Source organism: Micromonospora sp. NPDC049645 (assembly GCF_040675155.1).
GTDB lineage: Bacteria > Actinomycetota > Actinomycetes > Mycobacteriales > Micromonosporaceae > Micromonospora.
In genome coordinates this window covers 86,158-101,628 of sequence record NZ_JBFAOI010000014.1, presented here as the reverse complement: position 1 = coordinate 101,628, position 15,471 = coordinate 86,158, and the positions used below count along the sequence as shown (strand labels likewise).

The 15,471-nt window shown below is 70.6% G+C and carries 10 protein-coding genes and 1 riboswitch; of the genes, 7 read left to right on the top strand and 3 right to left on the bottom strand.

Translation table 11 applies throughout. The features are described 5' to 3' along the window. The first annotated feature begins 149 nt into the window (after positions 1–149). Positions 150–302: riboswitch (cobalamin riboswitch) on the top strand. A 34-nt stretch (positions 303–336) separates the two neighbouring features. From AB0J33_RS25845 to AB0J33_RS25835, 3 genes are read left to right on the top strand one after another with little or no spacing between them, the layout of a single operon-like run. After that, entirely contained in the window at positions 337–540 is a 204-nt protein-coding gene (locus AB0J33_RS25845; RefSeq protein ID WP_363616781.1) for a CbtB domain-containing protein, read from the top strand. Continuing rightward, positions 531–1,301, top strand: a complete 771-nt coding sequence (locus AB0J33_RS25840; RefSeq protein WP_363616779.1) for a CbtA family protein — start codon at positions 531–533, stop codon at positions 1,299–1,301. The genes AB0J33_RS25845 and AB0J33_RS25840 overlap by 10 nt, the downstream gene beginning before the upstream one ends. Next, positions 1,298–1,888, top strand: coding sequence for a histidine phosphatase family protein (locus AB0J33_RS25835; protein WP_363616777.1), 591 nt, complete (start codon positions 1,298–1,300; stop codon positions 1,886–1,888). The genes AB0J33_RS25840 and AB0J33_RS25835 overlap by 4 nt, the downstream gene beginning before the upstream one ends. A gap of 82 nt (positions 1,889–1,970) precedes the next feature. Here the strand turns inward: AB0J33_RS25835 and AB0J33_RS25830 are convergent, their stop codons facing one another. Further along, on the bottom strand, positions 1,971–3,470 hold the full coding sequence (locus AB0J33_RS25830; protein WP_363616775.1) for an MFS transporter: 1,500 nt from the start codon (positions 3,468–3,470) through the stop codon (positions 1,971–1,973). Between the two features lie 186 nt (positions 3,471–3,656). Between AB0J33_RS25830 and AB0J33_RS25825 the strand changes: the two genes are divergently transcribed. Then, positions 3,657–4,289 (top strand): TetR family transcriptional regulator, encoded by a 633-nt coding sequence (locus tag AB0J33_RS25825; protein ID WP_363616773.1) that lies wholly within the window; start codon positions 3,657–3,659, stop codon positions 4,287–4,289. 73 nt (positions 4,290–4,362) lie between these two features. Here AB0J33_RS25825 and AB0J33_RS25820 read toward each other — a convergent pair whose 3' ends face one another. Further along, a complete protein-coding gene (locus AB0J33_RS25820) occupies positions 4,363–9,936 on the bottom strand; it encodes a GH92 family glycosyl hydrolase (RefSeq protein WP_363616772.1) in 5,574 nt (1,857 codons plus the stop codon). A 316-nt stretch (positions 9,937–10,252) separates the two neighbouring features. Next, positions 10,253–11,326 carry a glycoside hydrolase family 19 protein gene (locus AB0J33_RS25815; RefSeq protein ID WP_363616770.1) on the bottom strand — a complete coding sequence of 358 codons (1,074 nt, stop codon included), beginning with the start codon at positions 11,324–11,326 and terminating at the stop codon, positions 10,253–10,255. 453 nt (positions 11,327–11,779) lie between these two features. On the opposite strand from AB0J33_RS25815, the gene AB0J33_RS25810 reads away from it, so the two are divergent. The 3 genes from AB0J33_RS25810 (at position 11,780) to AB0J33_RS25800 (ending at position 15,426) form a co-directional block, all read left to right on the top strand. Further along, positions 11,780–12,802: a polysaccharide deacetylase family protein gene (locus tag AB0J33_RS25810; RefSeq protein WP_363616768.1), complete on the top strand. Its 1,023-nt coding sequence runs from the start codon at positions 11,780–11,782 to the stop codon at positions 12,800–12,802. 89 nt (positions 12,803–12,891) lie between these two features. Further along, on the top strand, positions 12,892–13,830 hold the full coding sequence (locus AB0J33_RS25805) for an acetamidase/formamidase family protein (RefSeq protein WP_363616766.1): 939 nt from the start codon (positions 12,892–12,894) through the stop codon (positions 13,828–13,830). A 177-nt stretch (positions 13,831–14,007) separates the two neighbouring features. Next, a complete protein-coding gene (locus AB0J33_RS25800; RefSeq protein WP_363616764.1) occupies positions 14,008–15,426 on the top strand; it encodes a PQQ-binding-like beta-propeller repeat protein in 1,419 nt (472 codons plus the stop codon). The last annotated feature ends 45 nt before the right edge of the window (positions 15,427–15,471 follow it).

Sequence of the window (15,471 nt, the reverse complement as noted above, 5' to 3'; positions counted from 1 at the left end):
CGGTTGTCGAGAGGGAACTTTCCGCTGCCGACGGCACCGCCAAAGCCGGCCATCGCCCAGGTCATCCCTTTGGTCTGACGAATCCGCCGGCAGCTGCGGGGCTGGCCCAGCGCCGGGCGGACGCCCACGGAGTACGGGACCCAGGGTTGACCGTCCGAGGCGGCACCGATACCGTCGACCCACTATCTGCGGCGACGCGAGGGAAGCCGGTGTGATTCCGGCGCGGTCGCGCCACTGTGAGCGGTTCCCACCTCAATGGGGGCCGCGAGCCAGGACGCTCGGTCGTCCGCAGCCTTGCGATGGGGACGCGTCATCCCTGGGGAGGTTCGTGTATTCATGTCTAGCTCCGCTTCCAGCCAGCCGGTGGTGCACCCCGCTGGCACCACCCGTCTGCTGTGGACCGTCCTGGCGACCGTCGCCGTGCTCGCCCTGCTGACGTACCTCGTCGCCTTCGACCAGGGTGCGGTGTCGCGCAGCGGGATGTACCTGCACGAGCTGATGCACGACGGTCGGCACCTGCTCGGTGTCCCGTGCCACTGAACACCACAAGCGCTCCCCCGTTCGTCGCCGTCCTCGTCCGTGGGCTGCTCGCCGGCCTGATCGCCGGCCTGCTCGCCGGCGCGTTCGCGTACGTCGCCGGTGAGCCGCACGTCGAGGCGGCCATCGCCATCGAGGACGCGGCGACGCACGCCGAGCCCGCCGCCGGCGCGCACGATCACGAGGACGCCCTGGTCAGTCGGACCGGCCAGCGTGGCGGCCTGTTCCTGGCCACCAGCCTGTTCGGCGCCGCGATGGGTGGCCTGCTGGCCACGGCGTACGTTCTGCTGTCCCGTCGGCGGCGTGGTGACGACGACGGGCGGGCCGGTCTGCTGCTGGCCGGCGCGGCGCTGCTCGGCGCGGTGATCGTGCCGTTTCTCAAGTACCCGGCGAACCCGCCGGCGGTCGGCGATCCGGCCACCATCAACCAGCGGACCGTCACCTACCTGCTGATGGTGGTGCTCGGCCTGGTGGCCGTGTGGGCCGGCACGCTGGGCTACCGGTCGGTCGGCGCCCAGGCGCCGCCGTGGCTGCGCGCCGCTGCGGCGGTGGGTGGGTTCCTGCTGGTCACGGCAGTGTCGTACGTGGTGATGCCCTCCTTTCAGGAGGTCCCCGCCGACTTTCCGGCGACCCTGCTGTGGAACTTCCGGCTGGCCTCACTCGGCACGCAGGTCGTGCTCTGGACGGGCATCGGTCTGCTGTTCGCGGCCCTGATGCACCACGAGCGGCGTCGCCGGGCCGCCACCGCGCTGCCGGGCACGTGACCGGCACCAGCCTCCAGCTGGTCGCCCACGCTCACACCACCGCCCTGCGCCGGGCCCATTTCGGCACGAGCGACGACAGCCTGGACGAGGGTGGCCGGCGTGCCGCCCTCGCCCGCACGGGCGCGGAGCGGCGTGGACCTCTCGGCGCGCACGACGTCTGCCTGTCCAGCCCGGCCGCAGCGGCCCGACAGACCGCGGACGCCCTCGGTCTGCTGCCGAGCGTCGAGGTGGCGTTGGCCGACTGCGACTACGGCGACTGGGCCGGCCGGTCGCTCGATGAGGTAGCCGTCACGCAGCCACGGGCATTGCACGACTGGCTGTCCGCGCCGGACTGCGCGCCGCACGGTGGTGAGTCCGTCGGTGCGGTGCGGGCTCGGGTGGGTCGCTGGTTGGACGACCAGCGCGGGGTCGGTCAACGGATCGTCGCGGTCACCCACCCACTGGTGATCCGGGTGGCGGTGGTCCATGCCCTCGATCTGCCGACGGCGACCTACCGGCGGGTGGACGTGGAGCCGTTGGCGGTCGTCCGGCTCACCGCCCAGGGCGGGCGCTGGCAACTGCGGTTCAGCACTGCGCGAGCGGGTTGAGGCACCGCCAACGACGCAGGCCGTGCCCACCAGGAGTGGATGGGCCCGGCCTGCGCGTGTTCGGCGGCTGTCAGCCGTCTCCTCAGTGGCGGTGGGGCAGGTGCAGCTCGACCGGCTCGGGCGGAAGGTCATCGACACCGGCGGCGACGGCCTGCTCGTGGCGGCGACGCGCCGAGGGCAGGGCGAGTGCCGCGAACACGGCCAGGACCGCGACGCCCGCGCACACCCAGAAGCCGGCGGTGAACGCCGCGTCCGTGGGCAGTCCCTGCGGGGTGCTGTTCGACGTGATGACGGCCGCGACGACCGCCGCGCCGATGCTGCTGCCGATGGTCCGGGCGATGGTGTTGACGCCGCTCGCCTCGCCGGTCTGCCCGGCCGGGACGCTCTCGATGATGGCGTTGGACATCGCCGCGAACGCCAGGCCGATGCCGGCGCCGGTGAGCACCCCGGAGAGCAGCACCTGCCAGGTCGCGCCGTGCGCGAGTGCCGGCAGCGCGAACGCGACGACGACCGCGACCGTGCCGAGGAACATCGGGACCTTGGGACCGAAGCGGCGGTCCAGCAGACCCGCGAGGGGGCCGAAGACCACCATCATCAGGACGGTGGGCAGCAGGAACAGGCCCGCCTGGGACACCGTCTTGCCGAACCCGTAGCCGGTGGCCGCGGGAAGTTGGAGCAGGGTTGGTACGAGCACGAACGTGCCGAACATCGCGAAACCGAGGATCAGGGCGACGAGGTCCGTGGCCCAGACACCGCGGATCCGCATCAGGCGCATGTCGATGAGCGGCTCACGTACCCGAAGCTCGACCAGGACGAACACGACCATCGCGACCGCGCCCAGCACGAACAGTCCGATGGTCTTCGACTCGGTCCAGCCCCAGCCCTGCCCCTTGCTCACGGCCAGCAGCAGCGAGACCAGCGACACCGACAGGATGGTGGCACCGAGCATGTCGAGCCGTCCGGGCGTACGGACCCGCGACTCGGGCATTCCGAAGATGGCGCCGAGCAGCGCGACCACGACGAGGACCAGCGGCAGCCAGAACAGCCAGTGCCACGACAGGTGCTCCACGATCGGGCCGGCGGCCACGATGCCGACACCGGCGCCGACACCGAAGATCGCCGACAGCAGGCCGACGGTGACGCCGACCTTCTCCCGAGGTAGCTGGTCGCGGACGATACCGATGGACAGGGGCAGGATCGCTCCGGCGGCTCCCTGAAGCGCCCGCGCGACGATCAGCACGGTCAGGTTGGGGGCCAGCGCGGCGAGCAGGGTGCCCGCGGCGAGGGCCGCGAGCACGCCGATGAGGACCCGGCGCTTGCCGACCATGTCACCGAGCCGGCCGAGAATGGGCGTGAGCACCGAGGCGGCCAGCAGGTACGCGGTGAGCACCCAACTGATGTCTCCGGTGGAGACGCCCAGGTCCCGGCCGATGGTCGACAGCGCGGGCGCCACCAGCGACTGGAGCACCGCGAACGCCAGGCCGCCCAGCGACAGGTACAGCACGAGCAGGCTGCTGTTGGCGCGCGGAGTGGCGCTGGGCGCGGAGCCGAGGTGGGTCGACTCCTCGATGGTGTGGGTCATGAAATCCCCGAGGCTAGATGTAAACGCTTGCTGACTTACCAGTATCCGCAGCCGGGACCCTATGTCAACAGTTGTTTACGTCACCCTCGGTAGCACTGGAGCTTGCGTTCACGGACAAGTCAACATACGTTTACTTGCCGAGCCCCGACCCGATTCGGCCCACTCAGAGCGAAGGAAGGACGCGTCGTGACCGCAGAACCGCCCGTCCCTGCGACCACCGAAACCGGCGGCGAACCGGCCCAGCGTCGGCGTCGGGACGCGGCCGAGACCCGACAGCTTCTGCTCGACGCCGCCCGTCGGCGCTTCGCCCGGGACGGGTACGCGGCCACGACCGTCCGGGACATCGCCGAGGACGCGGGAGTCAACGTGGCGCTCATCAGCCGGTACTTCTCGTCCAAGGAGGGCCTGTTCGAGGCGTGCCTGCGGGCCGCGGGCGACGAGTTGGGCCGCACGACCGGTCAGACGCCCGCCGACCGGGTGCCCGAGGCCATCGCCCGACACATCGCCGATCCCGGCGCGGCGGGCCTGTCGAGCCAACTCTCCCTGCTGTTGCGGTCGTCCGGGGACGCGGGGGCCGACGAGATCCGGCGCGGCGTCCTGGTGCGCTCCAGCGAACAGCTGGCGGCGGCTCGCGGGTGGCGCCCCGACGAGCCGGGCAGCGAGCAGATCCTGCTCCGCGCCCAGATGGCCATCGCCGCCGGCATCGGGGTCGCGGTACTGCGGTCGTCGATCTGGCTGGAACCCTTGAGCTCGGCCAGCGAACACGACCTGGTCGGGCCGCTGCGTGACCTGGTCGACGCGTTGCTGCCACCCCGCTGAGAACAGATCAAGAAGTACAGCGTGGGGCGGGCCGTGCGTACGGCCCGCCCCACGTGGTGGTACTACCCCCGGCTCAGTTCGAGCCGGTGACGGTGAACGGCCGGGACACCGTGGTCGCCGACGTGGCACCCTTCAGCGTGACGCTTGTGGCACCCGCCTTCGCCGCACCCACGACGCTGACCGTCGCGCCGGAGATGACGCCGTCACCGTTCGCGCGCACGGTCCTGACCGCGAGTCCGTTCCCGAAGGTGATCGTGACCGCCTCGTTCGGAGCGAACCCGGATCCGTCGAGCACGATCGACGTCCCGCGCGGCCCCGAGGTGGTCAGCAGCGCCACCCGTGGCTGGTAGGCCCGCGCCTGCGCCTGCTCGGTCACCTGGACGGTGGCCGTGGCCGGCGTCCGTGAGGACGCGCCCGTCGCGGTCACCGCGTACCGGCCCGGCTCCGCGTCACCGGAGGTCGGCACCGAGGCGCGAACCGTTCCCGTCGCGGAGGCCGCGACCTTCATGGTCCGGCCCGGGTCGGTGCCGACGCTGACAGTCACCTGCTCGCCGGCGGCGAAGCCGCTGCCGGCGACGGTGATCGCGCCGCCGGTGCCGACGGTGCCGGACGCCGAGAGCGTGATCGTCGGCTGGGAGCCGCCGCGCGCCACGGTCACGGTGAAGGACTCGGAGCGGCTCGACAGCGTGTCCCACGCGGTGACGCGCACCGTGTACGTGCCCTCCCGCGAGTAGGTGTGCTGGCCGGTCATCGCACCGGACGCACCGATCGTCACGTCGTTCGGAACCGTGCCGTCACCCCACTGGACGCGGGCTCGGTAGCCCGTCGTACCGGGAACGCCACCGGTCACCGAACCGAGGTTCGCCGCGAGGGCCTGGCCGGCGTTCGCCGTCTGGTCCTTCGGGGCGACGGTCGCCAGCGCGGGTGCCGGCGTGCCGTCGTTGGCCACGGCGAACACGTGGATCCGACCCGCCGAGCGCGGGTCACCGGTCTGCGTCGGCAGGGTCACCGACACCAGCGTCTTGCCCGCCGGGATCTGGTACGGCGCGGTGGCGAACAGGAACGGCTGGGCACCATCGCGGCTCGTGCCGTGCAACCGGTACGCCGTCCTGGCCACGACGATGTTGCCGTAGGACGGGGTGCCGTTGGGGTTGCCGCCCAGCGTCCAGTCGCTCATCTGGATCGGAATGTCGGCCGTGCTGCCGTCGCTGAACGTCGCCGTGCCGGTGGTGCTCTGGTTGCCCTGCGTTCCGGCCCCGACGAAGGAGATGCTCCGAGCGTCCGACGGAAGGTCGAGCACGACCGTCGAGCCGTTTCCGGTCGCGTTGTCCGGCTGCCCGGCCGGGATCACCGGCAGCGTGAACCGCAGCCCCGTTCCGGGAACCTGCTGCGGCTGGCCCTGGGTCACGCCACCCGCCGCGAGGGCGGCTCGGGAGTACGCCCACGACTTGGCGTCGCAGTCTGCCGCGAGGTTCCCCTCGTCGCCGATGCAGACGTTGTCGAACGCGGCGGTGAGGCCGGCGGTCGGGGCGTACGCCACCTGCACGCCGACCGTCGCGGAGCTCTGGCTCTCGCCGTCGGTGACCGTGACGTTCGCCTGGTGGTAGCCCGGCGTGGCGTAGGTGTGCGACCCACCGATGTCGTATACGGCCCGTGAACTCAGCGTCAGGGCACCCTCGGTGACCGGCGTGCCGTCGCCCCAGTCGATGGTGGCCTGGTAGCCCTCGGCGTTCCCGCCGGTGACCGAGGCCAACGGCACCGAGACGGGCACGCCGGAGCTGGCGTGCACACCGTCGGCGGCGGTGACGGTGATGTCGCCACCGCCCAGGTCGAGGTCACCCCCGGCGAGCAGCTCGACCTCGGCGAGGTTGGTCTGCGCGGCGCCGACGGTCTTCGTGACGGCGAGCCGGAACTGCGCGAACCGTCCCGGCTTGTCGATCGAGTACGGGCGGGTCTGGTTGCGCCAGGGGAACACCTGACCGGCGCGGGAGTCCAGAGTGGTCCAGGTGATGCCGTCGTTGGAGCCCTGCAGACGCCAGTCCGCCGGATCGCCCGCGCCGGCCCCGGACGTGACCGTGTAGTAGCCCGGCTTCTGCTTGCCACCGCGGGAGGCCCAGCTGATCTGCGGGGTCGCCGAGGCGAACGTCAGCTGCGTGGTGGACGAGTCGTCGAACAACTTCGCCGCGTCCTGACCACCGGTCGCGGTCGCGATGCCGAGACCGGGGCCGGTGATGTCCTGCAACGGCTTCGGTGCCTGGTCGCCCTTGGTCAGCGACGGCGGCGCGTCGTTCTTGCCGCTGCCCCACGACGACGGCTTGGCGCCCATCTGGAAGTCGATGGTGCCGCCCTTGGCCAGCGTCGTCACGTCCAGGGACAGGCCGCGCTGCTTCTTGCCGTTGACCTTCACGTCCTGCACGTAGACGTTCTCGGTGCTGTTGTTCGGCGCGTTGACGACGATGTCGCCGGTCGGGCGGTGCACGGTCATCCTGGTGAACTGCGGGGAGCCGATCGTCCACTCGGACGACCCGGCCTGGAGTGGGTAGATGCCCAGCGAGCTGAGGATGTACCAGGACGACATCTCGCCGTTGTCCTCGTCGCCCAGGTAGCCCTGGCCGATCTCGCTACCGACGTAGAGACGCCGCAGGATCTCCCGTACCGTCGCCTGGGTCTTGGCGGGCGCGCCGGCGAAGTTGTACATGTACGGGATGTGGTGCGACGGCTGGTTACTCATGCCGAGCTGACCCATCCGCACCGCGCGCGCTTCGAGCATCTCGTGAATGATTCCGCCGTACCCGCCGGGGCGGTCGGCGTTCTCCGGCGTGCTGAAGAACGTGTCGAGCTTGTCGCGCAACGCCTGCTGCCCGCCGACCAGGTTCGCGAGACCCTGACCGTCCTGCTGGGCGGTGAAGGCGAAGTTCCACCCGTTCGTCTCGGTGTAGACGCCACCCCAGTCCAGCGGGTCACCGGCGAGGAAGTTGCCGGCGGCGTCGCGGCCCTGGAAGAGCTTCGTCTTCGGGTCGAAGAGATGGACGTAGTTGCGGGCCCGCTCCAGGAAGTACCGCGACTCCTCCTTGAGCCGGGCACGCTCCGACTTCGGCGTGGCCGGGTCCTTGGCCAGCGCCGCACCCATGTTGCCGATGCCGTAGTCGTTGATGTAGCCCTCCAGCGCCCACGACACCGACTCCCCCGTGGACGTCGGCGTGTAGCCGAGGAACAGGGACGACTCGATGCCCTTACGCCCGACCGCGCTTCGCCCGGACGCGACGGTCGCGTCCTTGACCGCCGCGTCGTACGCCGCGAGCGGGTCGGGCAGCTCGACCCCGGTGAGGTACGCCTGGGCCAGCGCCACGTTCGCGCTGGTGCCGGTCATCAGGTCGGCGTAGCCGGGGGACGACCAGCGGGCGATCCAGCCGCCGTCGCGGTAGTGCTGGACGAAACCGTCGGAGATCTTGGCGGCGACATCCGGGTACAGCAGCGCGTAGGCGGGCCACACGGTGCGGTAGGTGTCCCAGAAGCCGTTGTTGACGTAGATCTGCCCGTCGACGATCTTCGCGCCGGTCTGGGTGGGGGTCGACGCGCCGGTCGGCGCCGAGACCGGGCTCGCGTACTGCCAGCGCGGCGCGGCGGCGGTGCCGGTGTTCTCCGACTGCGAGTTCGGGTAGAGGTTCAGCCGGTACAGGTTCGAGTACATCGAGATCAGCTGTGTCTCGGTCGCACCGCGTACCTCGACCCGGCCGAGCCGGTCCTGCCACGCGGCGGTCGCGGCGGCGTGTACCTGGTCGAAGCTCTTACCGGTGACCTCCAGGTCGAGGTTGCGGCGCGCCTGGTCGACGGAGAGGAACGACGTCGCGAGACGCATCGTCACCTCCCGCGACGCGGAGACGTCGAAGGTCGCGGACGTCGCGGCGGACGCCGTTGGCGCCCGGTCGAACGCGCCGGCCACGAACATCCGGCTCCGACCGGCCGACAGACCACTGCCGTTGTCGACCCAGCCGGTGAACGTGCCGTCCGCGCCGATGGTGAACGTGCCGTTGTGGAAGACGAGGCTTCCGGTCGCCTGCCCGGTGGGGAAGGTGAATCGCATGATCCCGGCGTGGTCGGTGGGGGACATCTCCGCGACCAGGCCGTTCTGGAGCGTGACCCGGTAGAGGTCCGGCTGGGCCGTCTCGTCGTCGTGACGGAAGGCGAGCGCACGACTGGCGGGCTGACCGGTGAGCGACCCGCCGCCGACGACCGGCATGACCGACATCTGGTTGCGGTCACCCATCCACGGGCTCGGCTCGTGCGAGATCGCGAGGCCCTGCAGCATCGGCAGGTTGGCCGCGTTGTTGATTCGGTGGTACTCGTACTCCCACGAGTCGGAGGTCGCGTCGGTCACCGGGGTGAAGAAGTTGAAGCCGTTCGGCACGGCGGTGATCGGCAGGTTGTTGCCGCGCGAGAAGCCGCCGGTGGAGTTGGTGCCCCGTCGGGTGTCGACGTAGTTGGTCAACTTCGAGCCGTCGATCGACGCCGGCGTGGCCGTCAACGCGATGTCGTCGAGCCAACCCTGGAACCGGGTCTCCCCGGTGGCCTGCGGATTGTCGTACGCGAGCAGGATCCGGTCGATCGTCTTGCCGCGGGCGACGGTGCCGAGGTCGGCCTGCACCAGGTTCCACTGGTCGGCGTAGAGCACCTTCGAGGCGCCCTGACCGGCTCCGGTGAGCGGGTAGCCGTGCTGGTCGACGGGTGAGCGACCACTCAGGTAGCTGCCGTCGGTGAAGTGCAGGTCGACGGCGGCGTAGGTGGACGGGTACCGGGCGTCCCCACCGGTGAACTCGGGGAAGATCTTGTACGACAGGCGGGTCTTCGGCCCGACCGGGATCTCGACGTCGAACAGCTTGTTGGTCGCGTACGAGCGGCCGTTGCCCTCGGCACCGCCGAAGTAGCGCAGCGCGGCCAGTCCGGTGAACCCGGCGTCCGGCTTGGTGGTGTAGCCGCCGTTCGGGCCGGCGGTGACCGCACTGACCATGGGGGTGGCCGGCGGGCGGACGTCCGAGCCGTCGCTGATGTTCCAGTCGGCGAGCTGCACGAGTGAGTCACCGGAGTTCGCGGTGACGTTGAGCCGGTAGTAGGCGTAGGCGCTCGTGTTGGCGAAGCTGTACCTGTTGGTGGTGAACCGGCCACCGAACTTCTCGCCGGCGCGCTTGTCCAGGTCGGTCCACGTGTTGCCGTCGTGGGACCCCTGCACGACGAAGTCCTTGGGGTCACGCGACGGTGCGTCGTTGGCCGCGGTCAGCGAGTAGCGCGTCACCGTCGCGGGCTTGGCGAGCTGGTAGGTCACCCAGCCGGTCGACTCGAAGATCAGCCACTTGGTCGACGAATCGTCGTCGCTGAGGTTGGCGGCGACCTCGCGGGGCGGGTTCTCGGCACTCGCGGTCACCGCGCTGACCTGGCCGAGCAGGCTGCCGGGCAGGGTGGTGACCTTCCCGGTCAGGTTTCCCTGGACCGGCTTTCCGTTCGCGCCGACCTCCACGCTGCTCGTGGCGGGCTGCGGGTCGGCGGTCTCGAACGAGGAGGCGAAGTCGCCGGGCGTGACCGGCGCGGCGGCGGCGCTCGCCAGGGGCGCGGCGACGAGCAGGCCCAGCGGTAGCAGGGCGGCTGTCGTCACCGCGAGCAGGCGGCGTGGGAGGGGACGCGCAAGGGGGGTATGCGACATGAGGGACGGGGCCTTTCGACTCGAACCGGGTCGAGTGCGTCGATCATCTGGACAGTGTGGAGCGGAGCCGAGCCCTGACATCGTTGTCATAGGAGTTCGTGAGCAACGCGGGTCGGGGCGGTGAACTGTCGCTGATAGTTCCGGGCGCACCTCGGCCGTGTCAACGGGTTGATCGCGATGAAACGGGCCACCGCCCCTCCCGAGCACCGCGGGCCGTGGGCCGGGCCGCGACGCCGTCAGGTGACGTACGCCGAGGCCCGGCAACGGATCAGCAGTAGAGGTTGGCTCCGGCGGCCACCCCGAGGATGCCGACGAACTGCTGGTACCGGGTGACGCGACTCTGCACCTGGGCGGGGTTTCCGCCGTTGCACTCGATCGAGCCGTTGATGCTGCGGATCGTCTGACCGAACCCGGCGCCGTTGACCATCGCGTTGTGCGCGGTCATCGTGCCCGGCCCGTTCTGGGTCATCCAGTACCAGATACCGGTCTTCCAGGCCACCGCGGCGTCGGTCTGCACCAGCCACGGGTTGGTGAGCAACGGCAGGTTGAGCGCGTTACCGGCGGCGTTGTAGTTGAAGTTCCAACTGAGCTGGATCGGCCCCCGCCCGTAGTACGCCGCCTGCCCGGCAGGGCAGCCGTAGGGTTGGCCGGGGTCGCAGTAGTGCGGGTAGTTGGCGGTGTTCTGCTCGACGATGTGCACCAGCCCGCCGGTCTCGTGGTACACGTTCGCCAGGAAGGCCGCGGCCTCCTGGCGCTGGACGGTCGCGCTGCCGGTGCGCGCGAACGCCGGGTAGGCGCTGAGGGCGGCGACGAGTCCGGAGTACGTGTAGAACGAGTTGCGACCCGGGAACATCTGGTTGAACTGGGCCTCGGTGACCACGAAGCCGCCCGGGTTGGTGGGTGGCGGGGTGGTGGGTTGGCCGCCACAGGTGTACGGCTCCCAGTACCAGGTGCTGACGATCGGGTCGTACCCGGGATTGTCGTGCTCGGCGACGTAGTAGAGACCGTTGGTGTACCGCACGATGGCCCCGGCGGCGTACCAGGTCCCGGCGGCCCAGTTCGGATAGGCGCAGGTGCCGGTGGGCGGCGTGGTGCCTCCGCCACACGCGCCGAGGTCCTCCCAGACGCCGGTCGTGCCCGGCGGCGCCTCGTTCTGGGTCCACCACTTCGCCCGGTAGTTGCGGCCGTTGTGCGACACCTGGGCGTCTCCCCAGTAGACGGCCGACGCCTGCCAGGCCGCCGAGCAGGCCGCCGCCGACGCGGGGGTGGGTGGGATGACCGCGACCAGTCCACCGGCGACGATCAGTGCCACCAGCGCGACCAGCGCGCGCAGTCTCGTCATGTGATCACTCCTTACTGGGAATCGGTGACCGACACCCGGACCAGGTATCGACAGGAGTGACTGTAACAGCTTCTGTTCACACTCTTTACTATTCCGCGCCAGTGGCGGACCCGAGGACGCGGCGCGCGGTGGCCGATATTTCCGGCTGCTTTCCGGATCATGTCGCGTGCGGAGGCACCGATCGCCGTGGTCATGGCACCGCCGACGACCCGTCCCTGTCGAAACGCCCCTGCCAGAGCCGGGTTTACGCCCCGGGCCAGCCCTTGACTCGTTCCGGAGTCGTTCCGGAACTTGTTGACGTGTCGGAATTCTCGCTGTAATACTCCGATCCATTGAGGTCAATGCGATCGGCTTCGTGGCGGTTTCGGCTCGACCTCCTCACTCACCCACACCTGTCCGGACTGTGCTGCCCGCGCGCCGGGGCGCGTCCGGGCCTGCGAGAAGGGGCACCAGATGAGCAGGCTCTTCCCCCGCACGGCCCTGTGGTCGAGGCGGATGCGCGCGGCGCTCGCCGTCCTCGCCACCGCCGTCGCGATGTGCGGCGTCGTCCTCGCGGCCACCTCGACCCCGTCGAGCGCCGCCACCTGCAACGGCTACGTCGGCCTCACCTTCGACGACGGGCCGACCGGCAGCACCAGCGCGCTGCTGAGCGTGCTGCGCAGCAACGGCGTACGGGCCACCATGTTCAACGTCGGGCAGAACGTCCAGAACAACCGGTCGGCCGCGCAGGCCCAGGTGGCCGCCGGCATGTGGGTCGCCAACCACAGCTGGAGCCACGCCCACATGACGTCGATGAGCCAGGCACAGATGCAGTCGGACCTGTCCCAGACCAGCTCGGCGATCCAGTCGGCGACCGGCAGCCGCCCGGTGCTGTTCCGGCCGCCCTACGGCGAGACCAACTCCACCCTCCAGTCCGTCGCGTCGTCGCTCGGTATGCGCCAGGTGATCTGGGACGTGGACTCACAGGACTGGAACGGCGCCAGCGTCAGCCAGATCGTGTCCAACGCGAGTCGACTCCAGGCCGGTCAGGTCATCCTGATGCACGACGGGATCCAGAACACCCGTGACGCGATCCCCCAGATCATGGCCAACCTGACCAGCCGCAACCTCTGCCCCGGCATGATCTCGCCGTCCACCGGCCGCGCGGTCGCGCCCGACGGCACCACGCCGCCGCCCACCACCACCCCGCCGCCGGCCGGCGGCACCTGCACCGCCACCGCGACGACCACCAACGTCTGGGGCGACCGGTACAACACGTCGGTGACGGTCAGCGGCGCCAGCACCTGGGCCGTGGTCGTCGCCATCACCGCACCGCAGCGGGTCTCCACCATCTGGAACGGCACCGCCACCTGGGACAGCAGCGGCACCGTCATGACCATGCGGTCCAACGGCAGCGGCAACACCTTCGGTTTCACCACGATGACCAACGGCAACAGCAGCGCCCGCCCGCAGATCCGCTCCTGCACCTCGGGTTGACACCGCCGGGGTTGAAACGTGCGCGGTGGGTGCGCCCGGCACCCACCGCGCACCCGGCGAGGCGGTTCCGGAGCCACTAGCCTGCACGAATGCGACACACCCTCACGCCGGACGATGCCAGCCTGCACGGCCACTTCTCCCCCGACTACCCGCCGGTGCTCACCATCGAGCCAGGCGACACCGTCACCTATCGCACCCTGGACTGCTGGTGGTCCGCCGGCCCGTACCCCGGCGGAGCGAACCGGGACCGGCCCCGGGTCGCGCAGCGTCGGCCCGAACACGGACACGCCCTGCTCGGTCCGGTCGCGATCCGCGGTGCTCGCGCAGGCCAGACCCTCGCGGTACGTATCGACGCGGTCGTCCCGGCCACCTGGGGGACCACCGTGGCCGGCGGCTGGCCGAGCGGTTTCAACAAGCACTACGGCGTGCAGGACCAACAGGTGGTGCACGCCTGGACGCTGGACCCGGAGACGATGACCGGCCGCAACCAGCACGGCCACACCGTCGCGCTGCGGCCGTTCATGGGGGTGCTCGGCATGCCACCCGCCGAGCCGGGACGGCACTCGACGACGCCGCCGCGCCCCTGGGGTGGCAACCTGGACTGTCGGGACCTCACCGCCGGCAGCACCCTCCTGCTGCCGATCCCGGTGGACGGCGCGCTGTTCTCCGTCGGGGACGGGCACGCCGCACAGGGTGACGGCGAGGTCGGCGGCACCGCGATCGAGTGCCCGATGGACGAGGTCACGTTGACCTTCGACGTCCGCGACGACTTTCCGGTCACCGGCCCGGTGGCCCGGACCTCCGACGCGTGGCTGACCCTGGGCGTGGGTGCCACCCTGGACGATGCCACGTTCGCGGCCCTGGACTCGATGCTGACCCTGATGCAGCGGCTGCACGGCCTCGGCCGCTCGGACGCGGCGGCGCTGGCCAGCATCGCGGTCGACGTGCGGGTGACGCAGATCGTCAACGAGACCGTCGGCGCGCACGCGGTGCTCCGCGACGACGCGCTGCGGTGGCCGCAACGGTGACGCGTGCTGTCCGCGATCACGCCGGCATCCGGGGCAGGCGTGTCGGTCAACAGCAGCAGGTGGACGCGGGACGGATCGACCTGGCGGCGCCGATTCTGTCGGAGGGCGCGGTTAGCGTGTGGTCACTGTCGCCGCGCCGGCCGGATCGCGCCGCTCGCTGACCCTCGGAGGCCCCCCATGTCCCAGGAGACGACCTACCTCGAACTGTCCGAAGTGGACGGTGCGCACAAGTTCTACGAGGTCATCGTCGACAACGCCACACTGACGGTGCGCTACGGCCGGATCGGCGACCAGGGGCAGATCAAGGCGAGCGCCTACCCCGACAACGCCCGGGCCCGGGCCGCCGCGGCGAAGAAGATCGGGGAGAAGGTCCGCAAGGGCTACGCGCCGGCGGTCCCCGGCGTCCGCCAGAAGCGCACCGTGTCCCGGCGGCAGATCGTCAGCACCCGCTCCACCGCCCACACCGCCCCGGTGCTCTGGCGCTACGACTCCGGCGCCCCCGCCTTCGGCATCTTCGTCGACGACCAGCACTGCATGGTCGGCAACGAACACGGCGTCATCACCACGCTCGACCACGACGCCCAGGTCCGCAGCCAGGTCCGCCTCCCCGACGGGGTGAAGTGCATCGTCGCCGACGACGCCTGGGTCTACGCCGGCTGCGACGACGGCAACGTCTACGACCTGTCCGGCAAGGTGCCCCGGGTGGCGTACGCGATCGCCCCGGAGATCGACATCTACTGGCTGGACATCCACGACGGCGTCCTCGGCGTCTCCGACGCGGACGGCGGGATCACCGCCGTCGACCACGAGGACGAGTTCCTGTGGCGTCGGCCGGGGCGGGGACGTTCGGCCTGGATGGTGCGGTGCGACAATGACGCCGTCTACCACGGTCATTCGCAGGGCGTGACCGGCTACGAGTGGCGTACCGGCCGCGAGCTGTGGCACACCACGACCGGTTCGGTCCTCTTCGGCTGGCAGGAGCACGGCAGTGTGTTCGCCGGAACGGGCACCCGCGAGGTGGTGCGGCTGTCCAAGGCGGGTCGACTCGAAAACCGCTACCGCTGCGACGCCCCGGTCTTCTCCTGCGCCACCGCCGAGGGTGGCCAGTACGTCTTCGCCGGTGACAGCCAGTCCTCGATCTACTGCTTCGACGCGGCAGGCACCCGGTTGTGGAAGCTCGGCACCGGCTGCGGCTCGGCGTACTCCATGCAGTACCACGACGACCGGCTCTACGTCGTCACCACCGGCGGTCACCTGGCGTGCATCGACGCCAGCGAGCCGGCGATCCACGCGGCCCAGGCCGGGGAGGTGCCCCAGGTCCGCGACGTCAAGGCCCCGCGCCAGGCGCCGCAGCCGGTGCAACCGACGATCGTCGAGGTGACCAACGACGCGGGCGCGGGCGTGGTCGTGCAGTGTCTGGACGACCGGGGGCGGTTGCGGGTTCAGGTGCTGTCCGACGGCTACCGGCGCGACTGGTCGGTGCAGTTCCCCAAGGGCATTCGCGAGCCGGGCGCCCGCTATCTGGTGACCGAGGTGCGTGAGTCCAGCCGCGGCGGGTTCTACCGGGCGTACGGCGACATCCGCCGGCTGCGCTGAGGGCGGACGCCCCGTCTCCGCTGGCGACGGCCCCCGATCGGGGCA

Coding starts and splice junctions, on each gene's coding strand:
- AB0J33_RS25845 (WP_363616781.1), top strand. CDS start 337: ATGTCTAGCTCCGCTTCCAGCCAGCCGGTGGTGCACCCCGCTGGCACC.
- AB0J33_RS25830 (WP_363616775.1), bottom strand. CDS start 3,470: ATGACCCACACCATCGAGGAGTCGACCCACCTCGGCTCCGCGCCCAGC.
- AB0J33_RS25815 (WP_363616770.1), bottom strand. CDS start 11,326: ATGACGAGACTGCGCGCGCTGGTCGCGCTGGTGGCACTGATCGTCGCC.
- AB0J33_RS25810 (WP_363616768.1), top strand. CDS start 11,780: ATGAGCAGGCTCTTCCCCCGCACGGCCCTGTGGTCGAGGCGGATGCGC.
- AB0J33_RS25805 (WP_363616766.1), top strand. CDS start 12,892: ATGCGACACACCCTCACGCCGGACGATGCCAGCCTGCACGGCCACTTC.
- AB0J33_RS25800 (WP_363616764.1), top strand. CDS start 14,008: ATGTCCCAGGAGACGACCTACCTCGAACTGTCCGAAGTGGACGGTGCG.